The 16,454-nt window shown below is 71.1% G+C and carries 14 protein-coding genes; 5 read left to right on the forward strand and 9 right to left on the reverse strand.

What is annotated here, in order from left to right; translation table 11 throughout:
* Positions 1 to 262: 262 nt before the first annotated feature.
* Positions 263 to 655 carry an SCO5389 family protein gene (locus tag IE325_RS11510; RefSeq protein WP_031485789.1) on the forward strand — a complete coding sequence of 131 codons (393 nt, stop codon included), beginning with the start codon at positions 263 to 265 and terminating at the stop codon, positions 653 to 655.
* Between the two features lie 103 nt (positions 656 to 758).
* Here the strand turns inward: IE325_RS11510 and IE325_RS11515 are convergent, their stop codons facing one another.
* Positions 759 to 1,787: an LLM class flavin-dependent oxidoreductase gene (locus IE325_RS11515; protein WP_190069688.1), complete on the reverse strand. Its 1,029-nt coding sequence runs from the start codon at positions 1,785 to 1,787 to the stop codon at positions 759 to 761.
* Positions 1,788 to 2,021: 234 nt separating this feature from the next.
* Here IE325_RS11515 and IE325_RS11520 point away from each other — a divergent pair, with 234 nt between their 5' ends.
* The gene (locus IE325_RS11520; RefSeq protein ID WP_190069689.1) at positions 2,022 to 2,363 is read left to right on the forward strand and encodes an Rv1322 family protein; all 342 of its coding nucleotides are present in this window, start codon (positions 2,022 to 2,024) and stop codon (positions 2,361 to 2,363) included.
* 22 nt (positions 2,364 to 2,385) lie between these two features.
* Here the strand turns inward: IE325_RS11520 and IE325_RS11525 are convergent, their stop codons facing one another.
* From IE325_RS11525 to mce, 7 genes are all read right to left on the reverse strand, one after another.
* Entirely contained in the window at positions 2,386 to 3,255 is an 870-nt protein-coding gene (locus IE325_RS11525) for an ABC transporter permease (protein WP_190069690.1), read from the reverse strand.
* A complete protein-coding gene (locus tag IE325_RS11530; protein WP_190069691.1) occupies positions 3,252 to 4,499 on the reverse strand; it encodes an ABC transporter ATP-binding protein in 1,248 nt (415 codons plus the stop codon). The genes IE325_RS11525 and IE325_RS11530 overlap by 4 nt, the downstream gene beginning before the upstream one ends.
* 130 nt (positions 4,500 to 4,629) lie before the next feature.
* Positions 4,630 to 5,397 carry an ABC transporter permease gene (locus IE325_RS11535; protein WP_373315139.1) on the reverse strand — a complete coding sequence of 256 codons (768 nt, stop codon included), beginning with the start codon at positions 5,395 to 5,397 and terminating at the stop codon, positions 4,630 to 4,632.
* Positions 5,398 to 5,402: 5 nt separating this feature from the next.
* A complete protein-coding gene (locus tag IE325_RS11540; RefSeq protein WP_190069692.1) occupies positions 5,403 to 6,371 on the reverse strand; it encodes an ABC transporter ATP-binding protein in 969 nt (322 codons plus the stop codon).
* An 86-nt stretch (positions 6,372 to 6,457) separates the two neighbouring features.
* Entirely contained in the window at positions 6,458 to 7,396 is a 939-nt protein-coding gene (locus IE325_RS11545) for a coiled-coil domain-containing protein (protein ID WP_190069693.1), read from the reverse strand.
* Between the two features lie 183 nt (positions 7,397 to 7,579).
* Positions 7,580 to 11,428: a polarized growth protein Scy gene (gene scy / locus IE325_RS11550; RefSeq protein ID WP_190069694.1), complete on the reverse strand. Its 3,849-nt coding sequence runs from the start codon at positions 11,426 to 11,428 to the stop codon at positions 7,580 to 7,582.
* 210 nt (positions 11,429 to 11,638) lie between these two features.
* A complete protein-coding gene (gene mce, locus IE325_RS11555) occupies positions 11,639 to 12,079 on the reverse strand; it encodes a methylmalonyl-CoA epimerase (protein WP_048582912.1) in 441 nt (146 codons plus the stop codon).
* Positions 12,080 to 12,228: 149 nt separating this feature from the next.
* Here mce and IE325_RS11560 point away from each other — a divergent pair, with 149 nt between their 5' ends.
* From IE325_RS11560 to IE325_RS11570, 3 genes are all read left to right on the forward strand, one after another.
* Positions 12,229 to 13,431, forward strand: a complete 1,203-nt coding sequence (locus IE325_RS11560; RefSeq protein ID WP_190069695.1) for an acetyl-CoA C-acetyltransferase — start codon at positions 12,229 to 12,231, stop codon at positions 13,429 to 13,431.
* Positions 13,432 to 13,468: 37 nt separating this feature from the next.
* Positions 13,469 to 14,428, forward strand: coding sequence for a methylmalonyl Co-A mutase-associated GTPase MeaB (gene meaB, locus IE325_RS11565; RefSeq protein WP_190069696.1), 960 nt, complete (start codon positions 13,469 to 13,471; stop codon positions 14,426 to 14,428).
* Positions 14,429 to 14,559: 131 nt separating this feature from the next.
* Positions 14,560 to 15,783, forward strand: a complete 1,224-nt coding sequence (locus IE325_RS11570; protein WP_190069697.1) for an MFS transporter — start codon at positions 14,560 to 14,562, stop codon at positions 15,781 to 15,783.
* Positions 15,784 to 15,793: 10 nt separating this feature from the next.
* On the opposite strand, the gene IE325_RS11575 is transcribed toward IE325_RS11570, so the two are convergent.
* Positions 15,794 to 16,393: a PepSY domain-containing protein gene (locus IE325_RS11575; RefSeq protein WP_190069698.1), complete on the reverse strand. Its 600-nt coding sequence runs from the start codon at positions 16,391 to 16,393 to the stop codon at positions 15,794 to 15,796.
* Positions 16,394 to 16,454 lie beyond the last annotated feature (61 nt).

Below are 16,454 nucleotides of genomic sequence, written 5' to 3' on the forward strand. Positions count from 1 at the left end.
CTACTCGACGGGCAGGTGTCGACGCGATTCGCCCCGGGGGAGTCCGTAAGACCCCGGACTGCCCCTGTTCATTTCTGGCCGATTGTGAGCTCGTGTGACCAACGAGGACCGCCCAAGTACGCATTCTCCTGGTGCCGTCACCGTCCGTTGCCTACCGTATTAAACGGGAGGTCGCGAGGCGTGTACACAGCGTGTCCGGTATCACGAACTCCCACATCTGTCCGGCAACCCCCGCGCTTGCGGGGGTGCGAGAGGAGAACCCATGTCGCTCGACGTCTCACCGGCCCTACTCGAACAGGCCGAGCGAGGCGAGGTCGACGAAGCCGCCTTCGTCGACTGCGTCCGGACCTCCCTGCCCTACGCATGGGAGATGATCAGCTCCCTGGTGGCCCAGCTGAAGGTCGACGGCGGTTCGTTCGCCGACAACCAGACGCCCCCGCCGGACGAGCAGGCACGTGGCCAGTTGCTGCGTGCGCTTGCGAGTGACGCGATACGCGGCGCGCTGCAGCGGCACTTCGGGGTGCGACTGGCCTTCCAGAACTGCCACCGGGTGGCGGTGTTCCCGCTTGACGGCTCGGTCGACGAGTCGCTCGCCCGCTTCACCTCGGTTCGCAGCCAGGTGCTGAACCAGTCCCCGGAATTCAGGGACTGCTGACGCAGTGAGCCACTTGCTTGCCGCTCCGTACGCGGGAGGTGCAATCAGTACTGGGGCGGCAAGCCCTCTGGGGGACCGGGCCGTTCGGCGGGCACGGAGCGATTCAGCCGAGGTGCGGAAGCACTTCGGCGCCCAGCCGCCGTACGTTCTCCTCGGTCGCCGCGAGGTCGCCCGAGCCCTCCACGAGGAGGGCGAAGCGGGAGATTCCGGTCCGCTCGCTGGTGGCCGCCAGCCGGTCGGCGCACAGCCGGGGCGTGCCCACCGGGTGCAGTCCGCAGAGCAGTTCGGTGTACGCCAGCGGGTCGCGCATCGCGCGATGGCGGCCGTCCACCGTCACATGGGCCTCCAGGCCCTGCCGCAGCCAGCCCGGCATCGCCTTCGTCAGCGTCTCCACCGCGTCGGTGCGCCGGTCCGCGATCTGGCAGACGCCGGCCGACACATGGGCCGCGCCCCGGATCTCGTCCGCGGTACTGCCCGCCGCACGCGCGTGCTCCCGCCACAGGGCGACCATCTCGGCCTTCTCCTCGTCGCCCACATGCATCCCGAGCAGCATCGGCAGCCCCCGCTCGGCCGCGAGCCGGACGCTCGGTGGTGAGGTGCACGCGACGACGACCTCGGGCCCCTCTACCTCCGCGAGACACTCCGACGGCCTTGGTACGACGGGGACTTCACGGAACCCGAACCGCTCGCCCGCCGCCGCGACCGAGGGCTCGCGCAGCCAGCGGACCAGTAGATCGAGTGATTCCGGGAACCCCTCCTCGTACGCCTTCAGACCCGAGCCGAACACCTCGAGATCGACCCACGGCCCGCCGCGTCCCACGCCCAGCGAGAAGCGCCCGCCGGAGGCGATGTGCAGCAGCGCGGCCTGCTCGCCGAGGGCCACCGGGTGGACGGTGGGCAGCACGCTGACCGCCGTGCCGACCCGCAGTCGGCTGGTGCGGCCCAGTAGTAGGGCGGCCAGGGTGATCGCGGACGGACAGGTGCCGTACGGCACGAAGTGGTGCTCGGCCAGCCAGACCGTGTCGAGCCCCGCTTCCTCGGCGACCTCGGCGGAGCGGACCGCCCGGTGCAGCGCCTCCCCGTCGCCCTGTCCCGGGAACCGGGCCGCCAACACGAAACTTCCTACGCGCATTGCTTTTTCCTGCTTCCTTGGCTCCGACGCGGAGCTCCCCCACCGGGCATAACCCTCTGACACGTGCCGAGGACACGGCCTGGCGAAGAGATTTGCGGATTGTCTGCAGAATCGGAGGCCGAGTGGCGCCCGGCGTGGGGCCCTTGTGGGGATTGGTGCCGTACAGCTACCCCTGGCCGTCCCGCGTAGGCTGGACATACCCCGTGCATCCTGTATAGCCCCGTGAGGTGTCCTGTGTCCCCGCGTCGCAATCGACCCAACGGCCCCCGAGACGCCGCCTCGGCCGGACGCGGTGCCGAGGACGACCGTTCCGGCCGCTACGGCGGCTGGCAGTCCACGGAGAACTGGCAGGGCGAGGACTGGAACGTGCGGCATGTGGCGGGCGCGAGCGCGCAGGGCAAGGCGTACCGCTGCCCCGGCTGCGACCAGATGATCCCGGACGGCGTCCCGCATGTCGTGGCCTGGCCGGACCACTCGGGCGTCGACGAGCGCCGCCACTGGCACAAGGCGTGCTGGAACGCGAAGGACCGCCGCACCACCCGGGTGCAGCGGTCCAGGAACGCGCCGAAGTTCTAGCGGGTTCTTTGAGCGGGCAGGACTACACGTCCCGCTTCTCCAGCAGCGCGAGGGCGCCGGCGAACACGGCGGCCGTCACACCGAGCATGATCCACAGCGGGTCCCAGCCGGTCGGTCCCGACTCCGTGAGGGACTGGGTGTAGAAGACGCTGAGCTGGTTCGGGATGGAGTACTCGATCAGGGCCTGCTGGAGGCCGCGCAGCGACTCCGAGAACATGAACATCGCGATGACCAGCGGGGCCAGCAGCACACCGATCATGATGGTGATCGCGCCCGCCGAGTGCCGGATGATCGAGCCGACGACGAGCGAGAGCAGGCCGAGCAGGGCGATGTAGACCGAGACGCCGACCGTGCCCTTGAGCCATTCCCCGCCGCTGGGCTCCCGCGCGTCCACCATGGCGACGTCCGCGAGGGCGACCAGGACGGCCGACGCCAGCGTCACCACGAACGCGACCGCGAAGAACACGATCGCCTTCGCCGTCAGCACCCGCCCACGGCTCGGGCACGCGGTCATGGTGGTGCGGATCATGCCGGTGCCGTACTCCGAGGCCGTGGTCAGCACGCCGAGCGTGATGATGCAGATGCTGCCGAGCAGCAGTCCGAAGAAGCCGAACCCGAGCGCGGTCTCGTCGCTCACGTTCCCTTCGTCGGTGTTGGCGGCGACCAGGGCGGCGGCGGCCAGGCCGATGCCGACGACGAGCAGCACGAACACGCCGAGCGTCCACATCGTGGAGCGCACCGACCGGATCTTCGTCCACTCCGAGGCGAGCGCGTGCCCGAGGTTCGTGCGCACCACGGGGATCGGTGAGGTGTAGGTGGGGTGCGCCGGACCGGGAGCCGCCTGCCAGTTCGGTGCGGCGGTCTGCGGCATCGGGGGCTGGGGCGTGCTCATCGGACGTCCTTGGGCTCGGTCGGGGCGGTCGTCGGCGGGGCGGGCGGAGCCGCGGGCGCCACGGGCGGCTGTACGGGGCTCTGGGCGGCCGGCGGCGCGGGCTGCGCCGGAGCGTGGCCCGGGGCGGGCTGAGGCGCCTGGGGGGCCGCCTGCGCGTACGGGTTGGGTGTCTCCGGGGCGCCGCCGTAGCCCTGGGGCGCGGCGAACGGCTGCCCGCCCTGCTGGGGCGGCGGCGGGGCGTACCAGCCGGGCTGGCCCTGACCCGGGACGGGCATCGGCGGCTGCGCGCCGGGCGGCAGCTGCTGCTGGAGGCCTTCCTTCTGGTCGGTCGTCGAGCGGTAGTCGACGGCGCCCTGCGTCATCCGCATGTACGCCTCCTCCAGCGAGGCCTGGTGCGGCGACAGCTCCCACAGCCGTACGTCGGTGCCGTGCGCGATGTCGCTGATGCGGGGGAGCGGCAGCCCGGTCACCCGGAGCGCGCCGTCCTGCTCGGGCAGCACATGCCCGCCCGCCTCGGTGAGCGCGCCGGCCAGCTTCTCGCGCAGCTGCGGCTCGGTGTCGGGCGTACGGACCCGGGCGAAGCCCGCGGAGTTCGCCGCGATGAAGTCCTTGACGCTCATGTCGGCCAGCAGCTGGCCGCGCCCGATGACGATCAGGTGGTCGGCGGTCAGCGCCATCTCGCTCATCAGGTGGGAGGAGACGAAGACGGTACGGCCCTCGGCCGCCAGCGACTTCATCAGGTTCCGCACCCAGAGGATGCCCTCGGGGTCGAGGCCGTTGACCGGCTCGTCGAACAGCAGCACCTGGGGGTCGCCGAGCAGCGCGGCGGCGATGCCGAGCCGCTGGCCCATGCCGAGCGAGAAGCCCTTGGAACGCCGCCTCGCCACGTCCTGGAGGCCGACCACGCCCAGCACCTCGTCCACCCGCCGGGCCGGGATGCCGGACAGCTGGGCCAGGCTCAGCAGATGGTTGCGGGCCGCTCTGCCGCCGTGCACCGCCTTGGCGTCGAGCAGCGCGCCGACCTGACGCGGGGCGTTGGGCAGCTTGCGGTACGGATAGCCGCCGATGGTGACATGGCCCGCGGTCGGGTTGTCCAGGCCGAGGATCATCCGCATCGTCGTCGACTTGCCGGAGCCGTTGGGGCCCAGGAAGCCGGTCACGGAACCGGGCCGTACCTGGAAGGACAAGTTGTACACAGCGGTCTTGTCGCCGTAGCGCTTGGTCAGGCCGACTGCTTCGATCATGCTCCGCACCCATCGAAAGGATCAGGACAGCGGGGCACACGCCCCCGTAAGGGTTAGGAGGATACCGAGGCGCTGACGGTTCCACTCAAGGGCAGGTAAAAACTCGGGCGCCGACCGCCGCCGCCCCGCGCTACGCGTCCCGCTTCTTCAGCGTGAGGTACCCCCCGGCGAGCGCCGCGATCACCCACAGCAGCATGATTCCGAGGCCGCCCCAGGGGCCGTACGGCTTGTCGTCGTCGAGTGGGGTGACGACCTGCATGATCCTGCTGCCGGCCTGGTCGGGCAGGTACTGGCCGATCTTCTCGGTGGCCGAGACGTTGCCGAGGATGTTGGAGATCAGGAAGAAGAACGGCATCAGGATGCCCAGCGACAGCATCGGTGAGCGCAGCATCGCCGCGACCCCCATCGAGAACATCGCGATGAGGGTCATGTAGATCCCGCCGCCGATCACCGCGCGCAGCACCCCGGGGTCGCCGATCTCCGCCCGGTGGTCGCCCAGCATCGCCTGCCCCAGGAAGAAGGTGACGAAGCTGGTGGCCAGGCCGACGGCGAGGGAGAGGCCGGTCGCCACCGCGATCTTGCTGAACAGGAAGGTGCCGCGCTGCGGTACGGCGGCCAGCGAGCTGCGGATCATGCCGGTGCTGTACTCGTTCGAGACGACGAGCACCCCGAACACGATCATCGCGAGCTGCCCGAGGCCCATCCCGGCGAAGCTGATGAAGGTCGGGTCGAAGGACGCCTGGTCCCGTCGGCTCATGTCGGCGAACTCGTTCTTCGACAGGGCCGAGATCAGCATGCCGAGGGCGATGGTGACCACCACGGCGAGGGACAGCGTCCACACGGTGGAGGCGACGGACCGGATCTTGGTCCATTCGGAGCGGATGACCTGGGTGACCATCGTGCTCAGCTCCTCTTCCAGTCCGCGCCCCACTGCTGCTGTCGCTGCTGTGGTGGCCGCGTCGGTGCCTCGGTATGTGCGTGGTACTCCACCGACTCCGCGGTCAGCTGCATGAACGCCTCCTCCAGGGAGGCCTGTTGCGGGCTCAGCTCGTGCAGTACGACCTGGTGGCGCGCCGCCAGCTCACCGATCTGCTCGGACTTGCCGCCGTCCACCTCCAGCGTGCCGTTGCCGTTCTCCACGGCGGTGATCCCCGCCTCGTGCAGCACATCGAGCAGCCGCTCGCGCTGCGGGGTGCGGATGCGGACGTACGCCCGGGAGTTGCGGGCGATGAAGTCGGGCATGGAGGTGTCGGCGAGCAGCCGCCCCTGGCCGATGACGACGAGATGGTCGGCGGTCAGCGCCATCTCGCTCATCAGATGGGAGGAGACGAAGACGGTCCGGCCCTGCGCGGCCAGCGATTTCATCAGGTTCCGGATCCAGTGGATGCCCTCGGGGTCGAGGCCGTTGACCGGCTCGTCGAACATCAGGATCCGTGGATCGCCGAGCAGCGCGCCCGCGATGCCGAGCCGCTGGCCCATGCCCATCGAGAAGCCCTTGGTCTTCTTCTTCGCGACCGCCGTCAGCCCGACCGTGTCCAGCACCTCGCGCACCCGGCTGCCCGGAATGCCGTTGCTCTGCGCGAGACACAGCAGATGGTTGTAGGCGCTGCGCCCGCCGTGCCAGGCCTTGGCCTCCAGCAGGGCGCCGATATAGGTGAGCGGGTCCTTGAGCTGGTCGTAGTGCTTGCCGTCGATCCGGACATCGCCGGCGGTGGGCCGGTCCAGGCCCAGGATCATCCGCATGGTGGTCGACTTGCCCGCGCCATTGGGGCCGAGGAAGCCCGTGACGATGCCCGGTCTCACCCCGAAAGTGAGGTTGTTGACCGCCACCTTCTCGCCGTACCGCTTCGTCAGCCCCGTCAGCTCGATCATGCCGCCCACGCTAAAACGGGACAAAGCCCTCTGCCACCCCAGTGGCAGAGGGCTTTGCCAAAATTCAGCAGACGTGTGCCGGATCGTTACCGGGTCTGCTGGGCGGGCACCCCACGGGAGATCGGCTCGTCCTCGGCGGCGGGCGCGCCGGTCGCGGCCACCGCGGCACCGGTGAGGGTCGCCAGCATCTCGCGGACGTTCGTCAGCTGAGCGTTGATGCTGTCGCGGCGGTTGGTGAGCGCCGCGAGCTCGCGCTCGGATTCCGAACGGATGCGGTCGGCCTTGGCGTTGGCGTCGGCCACGATGTCCTCGGCCTGACGCTGAGCCGTCTCCACCGTCTGGCGGGCGCGGCGCTCGGCGTCGGTGCGCAGCTTCTCGGCCTCCAGGCGCAGCTGCTCCGCGCGGTGCTCGATCTCGGCGAGCCGCTTCTCGGCCTTGGCCTGACGGGACGCCAGGTCGCGCTCGGACTGCTCGCGGCGCTTGGCGAGGTTCGTCTCGAAGTCGGCGGCGGCCTGTGCGGCCTTGGCGCGGGTCTCCTCGAAGAGAGCGTCGGCCTCCTCACGCTTGGACTGCGCGTCCTTCTGCGCCTCGGTGCGCAGCTGGGCGGCGTCGCTCTTGGCCTTCTCGACGATCCGGACGCCTTCGTCCTCGGCCTTGGCCTTGCGCTCCGCAGCGAACGATTCTGCGTCGTTGCGGACCTGCTGGGCTGCCGATTCGGCGAGCTCGCGGTGCTGCTCGGCGGCGCGGCGGGCCTCCTCGCGCAGATCCTTGGCCTCTTCCTCGGCGAGGCGGAGGATCTTCTCGACACGCGCGCCGAGGCCGGCGTACGACGGCTCTGCGTCGGTTACCTGGGCCTGGGCGTTCTGCGTTTCGAGGTGGAGCTCCTCGATGCGCTTTTCCAGAGCGGTGATGCGGGCGAGAGCGCTGTCACGGTCGGAGACGAGCTTGGAGATTCGTTCGTCCACCTGAGCGCGGTCGTACCCACGCCGCACAAGCTCGAAGCCGTAGGGGGAAGTGTCGCTCATGGGGTTCCTGTCGAATGAGACCGGTGAGGTGATAAGTGGAATCCTAGGGGCCGAAGCGGTGTGTCATCGAGCGGATACGTGTTTGATCTGGAGAATGAGACCCCTTTTGAGTGGCTAACCGTCGGCCGGCTTGCCAAAAACCGGGTCAAAGGCCCCAGGAGACACTGGAACCCGCCCGCCACGCTAGCCGTCTGACGACTTGCCACCCGATCGGGGTGCTCCGACTGTCGCACCCGCCTTGACCCCGCCGTCCTTCGCGCCGCCCGGCGCCTCGAAGGACTCCAGCGCCTCCAGGACGTCCTGGACGCGCGAGATCTCGGCATTGATGTCCTCGCGGCGCCGCACGAGGACCTCCAGTTCGCGCTTGCCCTCCTCGACGGTGCGCTTGGCCTCGCGGATCGCCTCGGCCTTGAGCTCCTCGGACTCCCTGATGAGCGTCGAGCGTTTCTGCTCGGCCTCCTTCAGCAGGCCCTCGGCCTTCTTGACGGCGGCGATACGGACCTTGCCGGCCTCGGAGTTGGCCTCCGACACCAGCTCCTTGGCCTTCGCCTGCGCCTTGGACAGCTGTTCCTCGGCGGCCTTGATGAGCGCGTCGCAGCGGTCGCCGGTCGACTTCATCGTCTCGGCGGACTCGCGGCGGGCCCGCTCGTGCAGCTCCTCGATCTCGCTGGTGATGCGGTCCCGCAGCTCCTCCGCGCGCTCCCTGATGGCGGTCGCGTCCCGGCGGGCGCCGACGAGCAGCTCGTCCGCGTCCGTACGGGCCTTCTCCACCATGGAGTTGCCCTCGACCGTCGCCTCGGAGACCAGCCGGTCGGCCTCCTTGCGGGCGGCGCCCACCATGGTGTCGGCCTGGCCCTCGGCGTCCGCGGTCGTCTTGTGCGCCTGCGACTGCGCCTCGGTGAGCAGCTTGTCCGCCTCGGCGGTGGTCTCCGTGATGAGCTTGTCGACCTGCTCGGCCACGTCCTGGCGCCGCTTGCCGGCGTCCTTGCGGGCCTCGTCGAGGGTGCGCTCGGCCTCCTCGCGCGCGGAGTTGACCAGCCGCTCGGCCTCCGCCGCCGCCTCGGCCTTGAGGCGCTCGGAGTCGCTGCGGACCCGGTCGGCGTGCTGCTGGGCGGAGCCCACCGTGTCGGCGGCCTCGGCGCGCAGCCGCTCCGCCTCCGAGGTGGCGTCCCCGACCAGCTTCTCGGCCTTGGCCAGCGCGTCGGTCCGCACCCGGTCGGCCTCGGTGATGGTCTCCGACTGGAGCCGCTCCGCCTCCGAACGGGCCTCGGTGATGAGGGTGTCGGCCTGGGTCGCGGCGTCCGAACGGATCCGGTTGGCGTCCTCGCGGGCGTCCGCCCGGGTGCGGGACGCCGACTGCTCTGCCTCGCTGATCTTGTCCGAGGCCTCGGTACGGATCCGCTGGGCGTGCTCGGAGGCGTCCGACCGCAGCCGCTCCGCCTCGGCGATGGCCTCCCCGACGGTGCGCTCGGCGAGGGACTTGGCGGCGGCGGACTCCTCGTTCGCCTCGCGCCGCACCCGGCCCGCGTCCTCGCTGGCCCGCTCCCGCTCGGCGTAGGCGTCGGCGCGGACCCGGTCCGCCTCCTCCTCGGCCTCCCGGCGGGTACGGTCCGCCGCGTGCTCGGCGGCGCTGCGCAGCCCGGTGATCTCCTCCTGGGCCTGCTCGTGCAGCCCGGTCACGGAGTCGCGGACCTGCTGGGCGTGCTGCTCGGCGGCCGACACCATCTCGTTGGCCCGCCGGTCGGCCTCCTCGACCAGCCGTACCGCCTCGGTCTGCGCCTCCTCGACCCGCTTGCGGGCGGAGGCCAGCAGCTCCTCGCTCTGCTCGCGGGCCCGCTCGCGCTCCTGGTCGGCCTCCTGGCGGGCCGAGCCGAGGAGCTCCTCGGCCTCGCGGCGGCGCCGGGCGGCCTCCTCCTGGGCGGCGGCCAGCGTCTCGGACGCCTCCGTCGCCAGCCGCTCGGCGGCGGCCTGTGCCTCCGCCCGTACCCGGTCGGCGGTGTCCTGCGCCTCGGACTTCAGCCGCTCGGCCTCGGCCGCGGCCTCCGACCTGAGGCGTACGGCGATGGCCTCGCCCTCGGCACGGGACGCGGACGCGTCGGAGGCGGCCTCGGTGCGCAGCCGGTCGGCCTCCTCGTCGGCCTGCTGCTGAAGGGAACGGATCCGCTCGGCGGCCTCGCCGCGCAGCCGGTCCGTCTCCTCGGCGGCCTCGCGCCGGATGCGGGCGGCCTCGTCGCGGGCGTCGGTGAGCGCCTGCTCGGCCGACGCGAGCCGCTGCTCGGCCTCGGTGTGAAGGCGCGTCAGCTCCTCGGCGGCCTCCGCGCGGCGGGCCTCCACGCCGCGCTCGGTCTCCTCGCGCAGCTCACGGGCGGCCTGCTCGGCGTCGGCCTTGATGCCCTCGGCCTGCTCGACGACCTCGTCGCGGTGGCGCTCGGCCTCCTGGCGGGTGCGCTGAAGGGTCTCCTCGGCCTGCCGGCGCAGGGTGGTGGCCCGCTCGATGGCCTCGGTGCGGACTTTCTCGCTGTCCGTCGTGGCCGTCTGGCGCAGGTCGTCCGCGTCCTGGCGGGCCTTGGACAGCAGCTCCTCGGCGGTCTTGGCCGCCTCCTCGATCTGCTGGACGGCCTCCTTGCGGGCCTCCGCGCGGATCTTCTCGCCCTCGGCGACCGCCTCGGAACGCAGCTGCTCGGCCTCGCCGCGCAGTCGGCGGGCCTCCTCCTGCAGCTCGACCGTCTTGGCGCGGTACTCCTTGGTGTCGTCCTTCGCCGAGCCCTTGAGCTGCTCGGCGATGTCATGCGCCTCGGCGCGCAGCCGGTCCGCCTCGGCCTCGGCCTCGGTGCGGATCCGCTCGGCCTCCTCGGCCGCGGCCTTGGTGGTGTTCTGCGCGTCCTCCTGCGCCTTGTTGAGGACGTCCTCGGCGGTCTTGGCCGCCTTCGACAGCTGGGTCGCGCTCTCCTCGGCGGTGATCGTGCGGGCCTTCTCGGCGGCCTCGGCGACGATCTTCTCGGCCTCGGCACGCGCGTCGGCGACGACCTGCTCGGCGTCCGACTTGGTGGACTCGGCCTCCTTGGTGGCCTCGCTGACCAGCCGGGCGACCTGCTCCTTGGCCGTGCGCATGCGCTGCTCATTGGCCGACTCGGCGCTGGAGAGCGCCTTCTCGGCGGCCGTCTTGGCCTCGGTGACCAGCTTCTCGGCCTCGGACTGCGCCTTGCGCAGCGCCTCCTCGGCCTCCGCCATGCGCTGCTCGGCGGCGCGGCTGAGCTCGGTGGCCTGGCGGCGGGCGGAGTCGGACTCCGAGGCGGTGGAGGTACGCAGCTGCTCGGCGTGGTCGGTGGCCTCCTGGGCCTGCGTCGAGGCGGCGTTCAGCAGCCGCTCGGCGTCCGTACGCGCCCGGAGCAGGATCTGCTCGGCCTCCGCACGGGCCTCCTCGGCCGCGCCGGTGAGGCGCTGCCGGGCCTCGCTGGTGAGCCGCTCGGCCTCGGCGCGCGCGGCCGACATCGCCTGGTCTGCCTCGGCACGGGACTCGTCGAGGAGACGGCGGGCCTGGGACTCGCTGCGGGCGCGCAGCTGCTCGGCCCACGCCACGTTCTCGTTGACGTGCGACTCGACGGTCTGGCGGCGCTCGGCCAGCTCCTGGTCCAGCTGCTGGCGGCGGGTGACCGCCTCCTGGTGCAGCTCGGCCTGCAGCCGGGCGGCGTTCTCCGCGTGCTCCTGGAGGATGCGCTGGGTCTGCGCGCGGGCCTGGCTGAGTTCGCGCTCGGCCTCCTGGCGCAGCTGGTCCGCCTGGACCTGCGCGTTCCGCAGCAGCTGCTCGGCCTGGTAGCCGATGTCGCCGCCGTCGAAGGCGGGCCGGGACATGATGGTCCGCCGCGCCTCGTGCAGCTTGGCGCGCAGCACCTCGACCTGGTAGCCGAGGTCCTCGGCGTGCTGGATCGCCTTCTCCCGCTCGGTCTTCAGCCGATCCATCTCGGCCTCGAACCGAGAGAGGTGGTCGACGTCAGCCGCCGGCTCTCGCTCCTGGCGTTCGTAGCCCCGCACTGCGCGGTCCCATCCGTCCCCTGGTCGCAAGTCTGGCCAAACGGGCTCCGTCCGTCCGCCGAACGGGGCCCCCGGGGAATGGTGTCAGATCATCGGCAGAGCCTGGGCTGCTGCCCCGACGCTCGCCCCCCGAAACCCGGACCCCGGCATGCGGCCACCCCGTGTCGAGGAGCGACCGCCCCCAACCCTACCGGCCCATATGTACGAGGGTCAGTGCTCAGGTGACTCAACAGGCGCCGAAGTGACCAGTTCTGTCAGTACTCCATGGCAATCCTTCGGGTGCAGGAAGGTGATTCGTGACCCCATGGAGCCGCGCCGGGGCTCTTCGTACAGCACGCGTACGCCCTTGTCCTTGATGTCGGCGGCGTCGCCGTCCACATCCGCCGTGCCGAAAGCGATGTGGTGGACACCCTCGCCGTTCTTGTCGAGCCACTTGGCGACGGTGGAGTCGGGGCGGGTGGGTTCGAGAAGCTGCAGGTAGGAGGCACCTCCGTCGGAGGTGTCGTTGATCTTGAGCATGGCCTCGCGGACGCCCTGCTCCTCATTGACCTCCGAGTGGAACACCTCGAAGCCGTAGGTGGCCCGATAGAACTCGACGGTCTTGTCGAGGTCGAAACAGGCGATCCCGATGTGGTCGATTCGCGTCAGCATGGAACTCAGTGCAGCGCTCCCGCGGTGGTTACGCAACGTGCCAGCGATCACACCGACAGCCCGGTGACGGCACGGAGTGCCACTCAGTACATTCGAAGTAAACCCTCGTTCACTCCTCGGCTGCACAAGCTGAAAGGGGATCGCACCTCATGTCTTCTGGAAACGGCACGACCTCCGTGATCGTCGCGGGTGCCCGCACCCCGATGGGACGGCTGCTCGGCTCATTGAAGTCCTTCTCCGGAGCCGACCTCGGTGGCTTCGCGATCAAGGCCGCCCTCGACCGTGCGGGGATCGGTGGCGACCAGGTGCAGTACGTGATCATGGGCCAGGTGCTCCAGGCCGGGGCAGGGCAGATCCCGGCGCGCCAGGCGGCGGTCAAGGCCGGTATCCCGATGAGCGTCCCGGCGCTCACCATCAACAAGGTCTGTCTCTCCGGACTCGACGCCATCGCGCTCGCGGACCAGCTGATCCGCGCCGGCGAGTTCGACGTGATCGTCGCGGGCGGCCAGGAGTCCATGACCAACGCCCCGCATCTGCTGCCGAAGTCCCGCGAGGGCTTCAAGTACGGCGCGGTGCAGATGATCGACGCCATGGCCCACGACGGCCTGACCGACTCCTTCGAGAACATCGCCATGGGCGAGTCCACGGAGAAGCACAACACCCGCCTCGGCATCCAGCGCCCCGAGCAGGACGAGATCGCCGCCCTGTCCCACCAGCGCGCCGCCGCCGCCCAGAAGAACGCCATCTTCGAGGCCGAGATCACCCCGGTCGAGATCCCGCAGCGCAAGGGCGACCCGGTCCTCTTCAGCAAGGACGAGGGCATCCGCGGCGACACCACGACGGAGTCGCTCGGCAAGCTGCGTCCGGCGTTCTCCAAGGACGGCACCATCACGGCGGGTACCAGCTCGCAGATCTCCGACGGCGCCGCCGCGGTCGTCGTCATGAGCAAGGCCAAGGCGCAGGAGCTCGGCCTGGACTGGATCGCCGAGATCGGCGCGCACGGCAATGTGGCGGGACCGGACAACAGCCTCCAGTCCCAGCCCTCCAACGCCATCCGGCACGCCCTGAAGAAGGAGGGCCTGGAGGTCTCCGACCTCGACCTCATCGAGATCAACGAGGCCTTCGCCGCGGTCGCCGTGCAGTCAATGAAGGACCTCGGCGTGTCCACGGAAAGGGTGAACGTCAACGGCGGAGCCATCGCCCTCGGTCACCCGATCGGCATGTCGGGGGCGCGGCTCGTCCTGCACCTGGCACTGGAGCTCAAGCGGCGGGGCGGCGGCGTCGGCGCGGCCGCGCTGTGCGGTGGCGGCGGACAGGGTGACGCGCTGATCGTGCGGGTACCCAAGGCCTGAGTTCTCTTAGTAGGACCTCTTAGTGAACGGAGCTGTGATGCAGGACGTCTCCACCCTGGTGTCCCAGGCCAGGGAAGGCCGGCCGCGTGCCGTGGCCCGGCTGATCTCCCTGGTGGAGGGGGCGTCCCCGCAGCTGCGGGAGGTCATGGCGGCGCTGGCCCCGCTGACGGGCAACGCGTATGTCGTGGGGTTGACGGGATCGCCGGGTGTCGGCAAGTCGACATCCACCTCGGCGCTCGTCACCGCGTACCGCAAACAGGGCAAGCGGGTCGGCGTCCTGGCCGTCGACCCGTCCTCGCCCTTCTCGGGCGGCGCCCTGCTCGGCGACCGGGTCCGGATGTCGGACCACGCCTCCGACCCCGGCGTCTACATCCGTTCGATGGCGACCCGGGGCCACCTCGGCGGCCTCGCCTGGGCCGCCCCGCAGGCGATCCGTGTCCTGGACGCGGCCGGCTGCGACGTGATCCTCGTCGAGACGGTCGGCGTCGGCCAGTCGGAGGTGGAGATCGCCTCCCAGGCCGACACCTCGGTGGTGCTGCTGGCCCCGGGCATGGGCGACGGCATCCAGGCGGCCAAGGCGGGCATCCTGGAGATCGGCGACGTGTACGTCGTCAACAAGGCCGACCGTGACGGGGCGGACGCCACGGCCCGCGAGCTCAACCACATGCTGGGGCTCGGTGAGTCGCGTGGCCCCGGTGACTGGCGGCCGCCGATCGTGAAGACGGTCGCGGCCCGCGCCGAGGGCATCGACGAGGTCGTGGAGGCCCTGGAGAAGCACCGGGCCTGGATGGAGGAGCGGGGCGTTCTGACCGAGCGCCGTCGCGCCCGCGCCGCCCGCGAGGTGGAGACCATCGCCGTCACGGCCCTGCGGGAGCGGATCGCCGACCTGCACGGGGATCGGCGGCTGGGGGCGCTGGCGGAGCGGATCGTCGCCGGGGAGCTGGATCCCTATCGGGCGGCGGACGAGTTGGTCGCGGGAGTCACGGGGACCTCGTAGGGAGTGGTCAACTCCCGGGCCGCGTTGCTAGGTTGATTCACATGTACCTCCTCATGGCATAGGGCACGCCCCGCCCGCGCACCGCGCGGGCGCTCAGGTGTCCCCCTTTCGCCTCGAGTCGAGGAATCCCCGTGTCTTCCACCTCTGTGGCGCGGCCTTCGTATGCCGCCGTCCTCCGGATCCCCCATGCCCGCCGCACCTTCGCCGCCGCCCTGCTCGGCAGGCTGTCCTACGGCGTCGCCCCGCTGTCCGTGATGCTCGCGGTGACCCGTGCCTCCGGGTCGTACGCCGTGGCCGGTGTAGTGATGGCGCTGTTCTCCGGTACCAGTGTCTTCCTGTCGCCCGCGCGGGCGGCCCTGATCGACCGGTACGGGCCGCGCCGGGCGCTCGTGCCGATGGTCGCGGCGTACACCTCGCTGCTGGTTCTGCTGGCGGTGCTCGTGTGGTGGCCGGGTGCCGCCTCGCCGTTCGCCCTCGGTGCCGTGGCCGCCTTCGCCGGTTCCTGCACTCCGCCGCTCGGGCCGACCATGCGGGCCGTGTGGGGGCGGCTGGCGCCGGACCGGGCGCTGATGAACCGGGCCTTCAGCCTCGACGCCGTCGCCGAGGAACTGCTCTATGTCTCGGGTCCGTTGCTGGTGGGCGTGCTCCTCGGGTTCGCCCCGCCGGCGGTCGGGGTGCTCGTCGGGGCGGCGCTGATCGTGGTGGGGACGGCCGGGTTCGTGTCGTCGCCCGTGGTGCGTGCGGTGCCCGGCAGCGGGCGCGAGAAGGGGGCGCGTACGGCAGGACCGCGGGTGCTGCGCGGGCTCGGGAGGCCGGTGATCGCCGCCGCCGGGGTCGGGCTCGCGCTGGGCGTGGTCGATCTGCTGGTGGTCGCCTTCGCCGAGGGGCATGGGCACGGGGCCGGGAGCGCGGCCTGGGTGCTGGCCGCCCTGTCCGTGGGCAGCGCCGGGGGCGGGCTGCTCAACGGGGCCGTGGCATGGCGGGCCTCCGCCGGGACGGGGCTGTCGGCGCAGGCGGCCGGACTGGGGCTGGCGCTGTGCGCTGCCGGGTTGGCCCAGGGGCTGGGCGGGCTCGTGGTGGCGGTCGTGGTCGTCGGGCTCTTCGTGTCGCCGCTCATCACCACCGCCTATCTCATCGCCGACGAGACCACCGCGCCCGAGGCCCGGGTCCGCGCCGGGGCCTGGGTCAACACCGCCGTCAACGCGGGCAGTACGGCCGGTGCGGCACTCGCCGGTGTCCTCGTCGGATGGCTGCCGGCGGGGGTGTGCTTCGCGGTGACCGGTGGGGTGATGCTGCTCACGGCGTTCGCGGTGGCACGGGTCAGGGGTACGGGACGTCCCGTACCCCTTGTGTGACGCGCCGACCTCAGTCGTCGAGGTCCTGGGTGACCTTGCCCGTCCTGACGTCGACCTTCCACTCGCCCTTGGTGGTCTCCACCTTCCACGCCGCCGGGCCGTCGTCGTCGAGGTCGACCTCGGTGACGACGCCCTTCACCGCCCCGGCGGCCTCCCGGGCGTCGACGCTCGCGCCCTTGAGCGCGGCGAGGTCCTCGCGGGCGTCGTCGTCATCGTCGTCGCGCCGGTCGCCGAGGACCTTGCCGTCGCTCGCGGAGATCCTGACGTCGTGGTCGGAGCCGTCGCCCTTGATGACGCTCACCTCCCAGACGCCCGAGCGGTCGTCGTCCAGGTCGGCGGAGACGGCGGTGCCCGGTGTGTGCTTCAGCGCGACCGCGATGGCGTCGGCGGCGGTGACCTTCGCGGCGGAGGCGTACGAACGGACCTCGATGGTGTCGTCGTCCCGGTCGTCGGCATCCCGGTCATCGGCATCCCGGTCCTCGGCGACCTGTACGCCCGACTGCCGCTGCTTGGCCGTGCCGTCGTCGTCGCCGGACGCGTAGGCCGCGACGGTGCCGCCTCCGATCAGGGCCGCTGCGGCGACGGTGGCGATGACGATGTTGCGCTTCATTCCGGTTCCTCCCGAGTCGTTGTCGTTTCGACACCGCTCAATCTGCCGAACCGACGCTGAG

The organism is Streptomyces lanatus (genome assembly GCF_014655715.1).
GTDB lineage: Bacteria > Actinomycetota > Actinomycetes > Streptomycetales > Streptomycetaceae > Streptomyces > Streptomyces lanatus.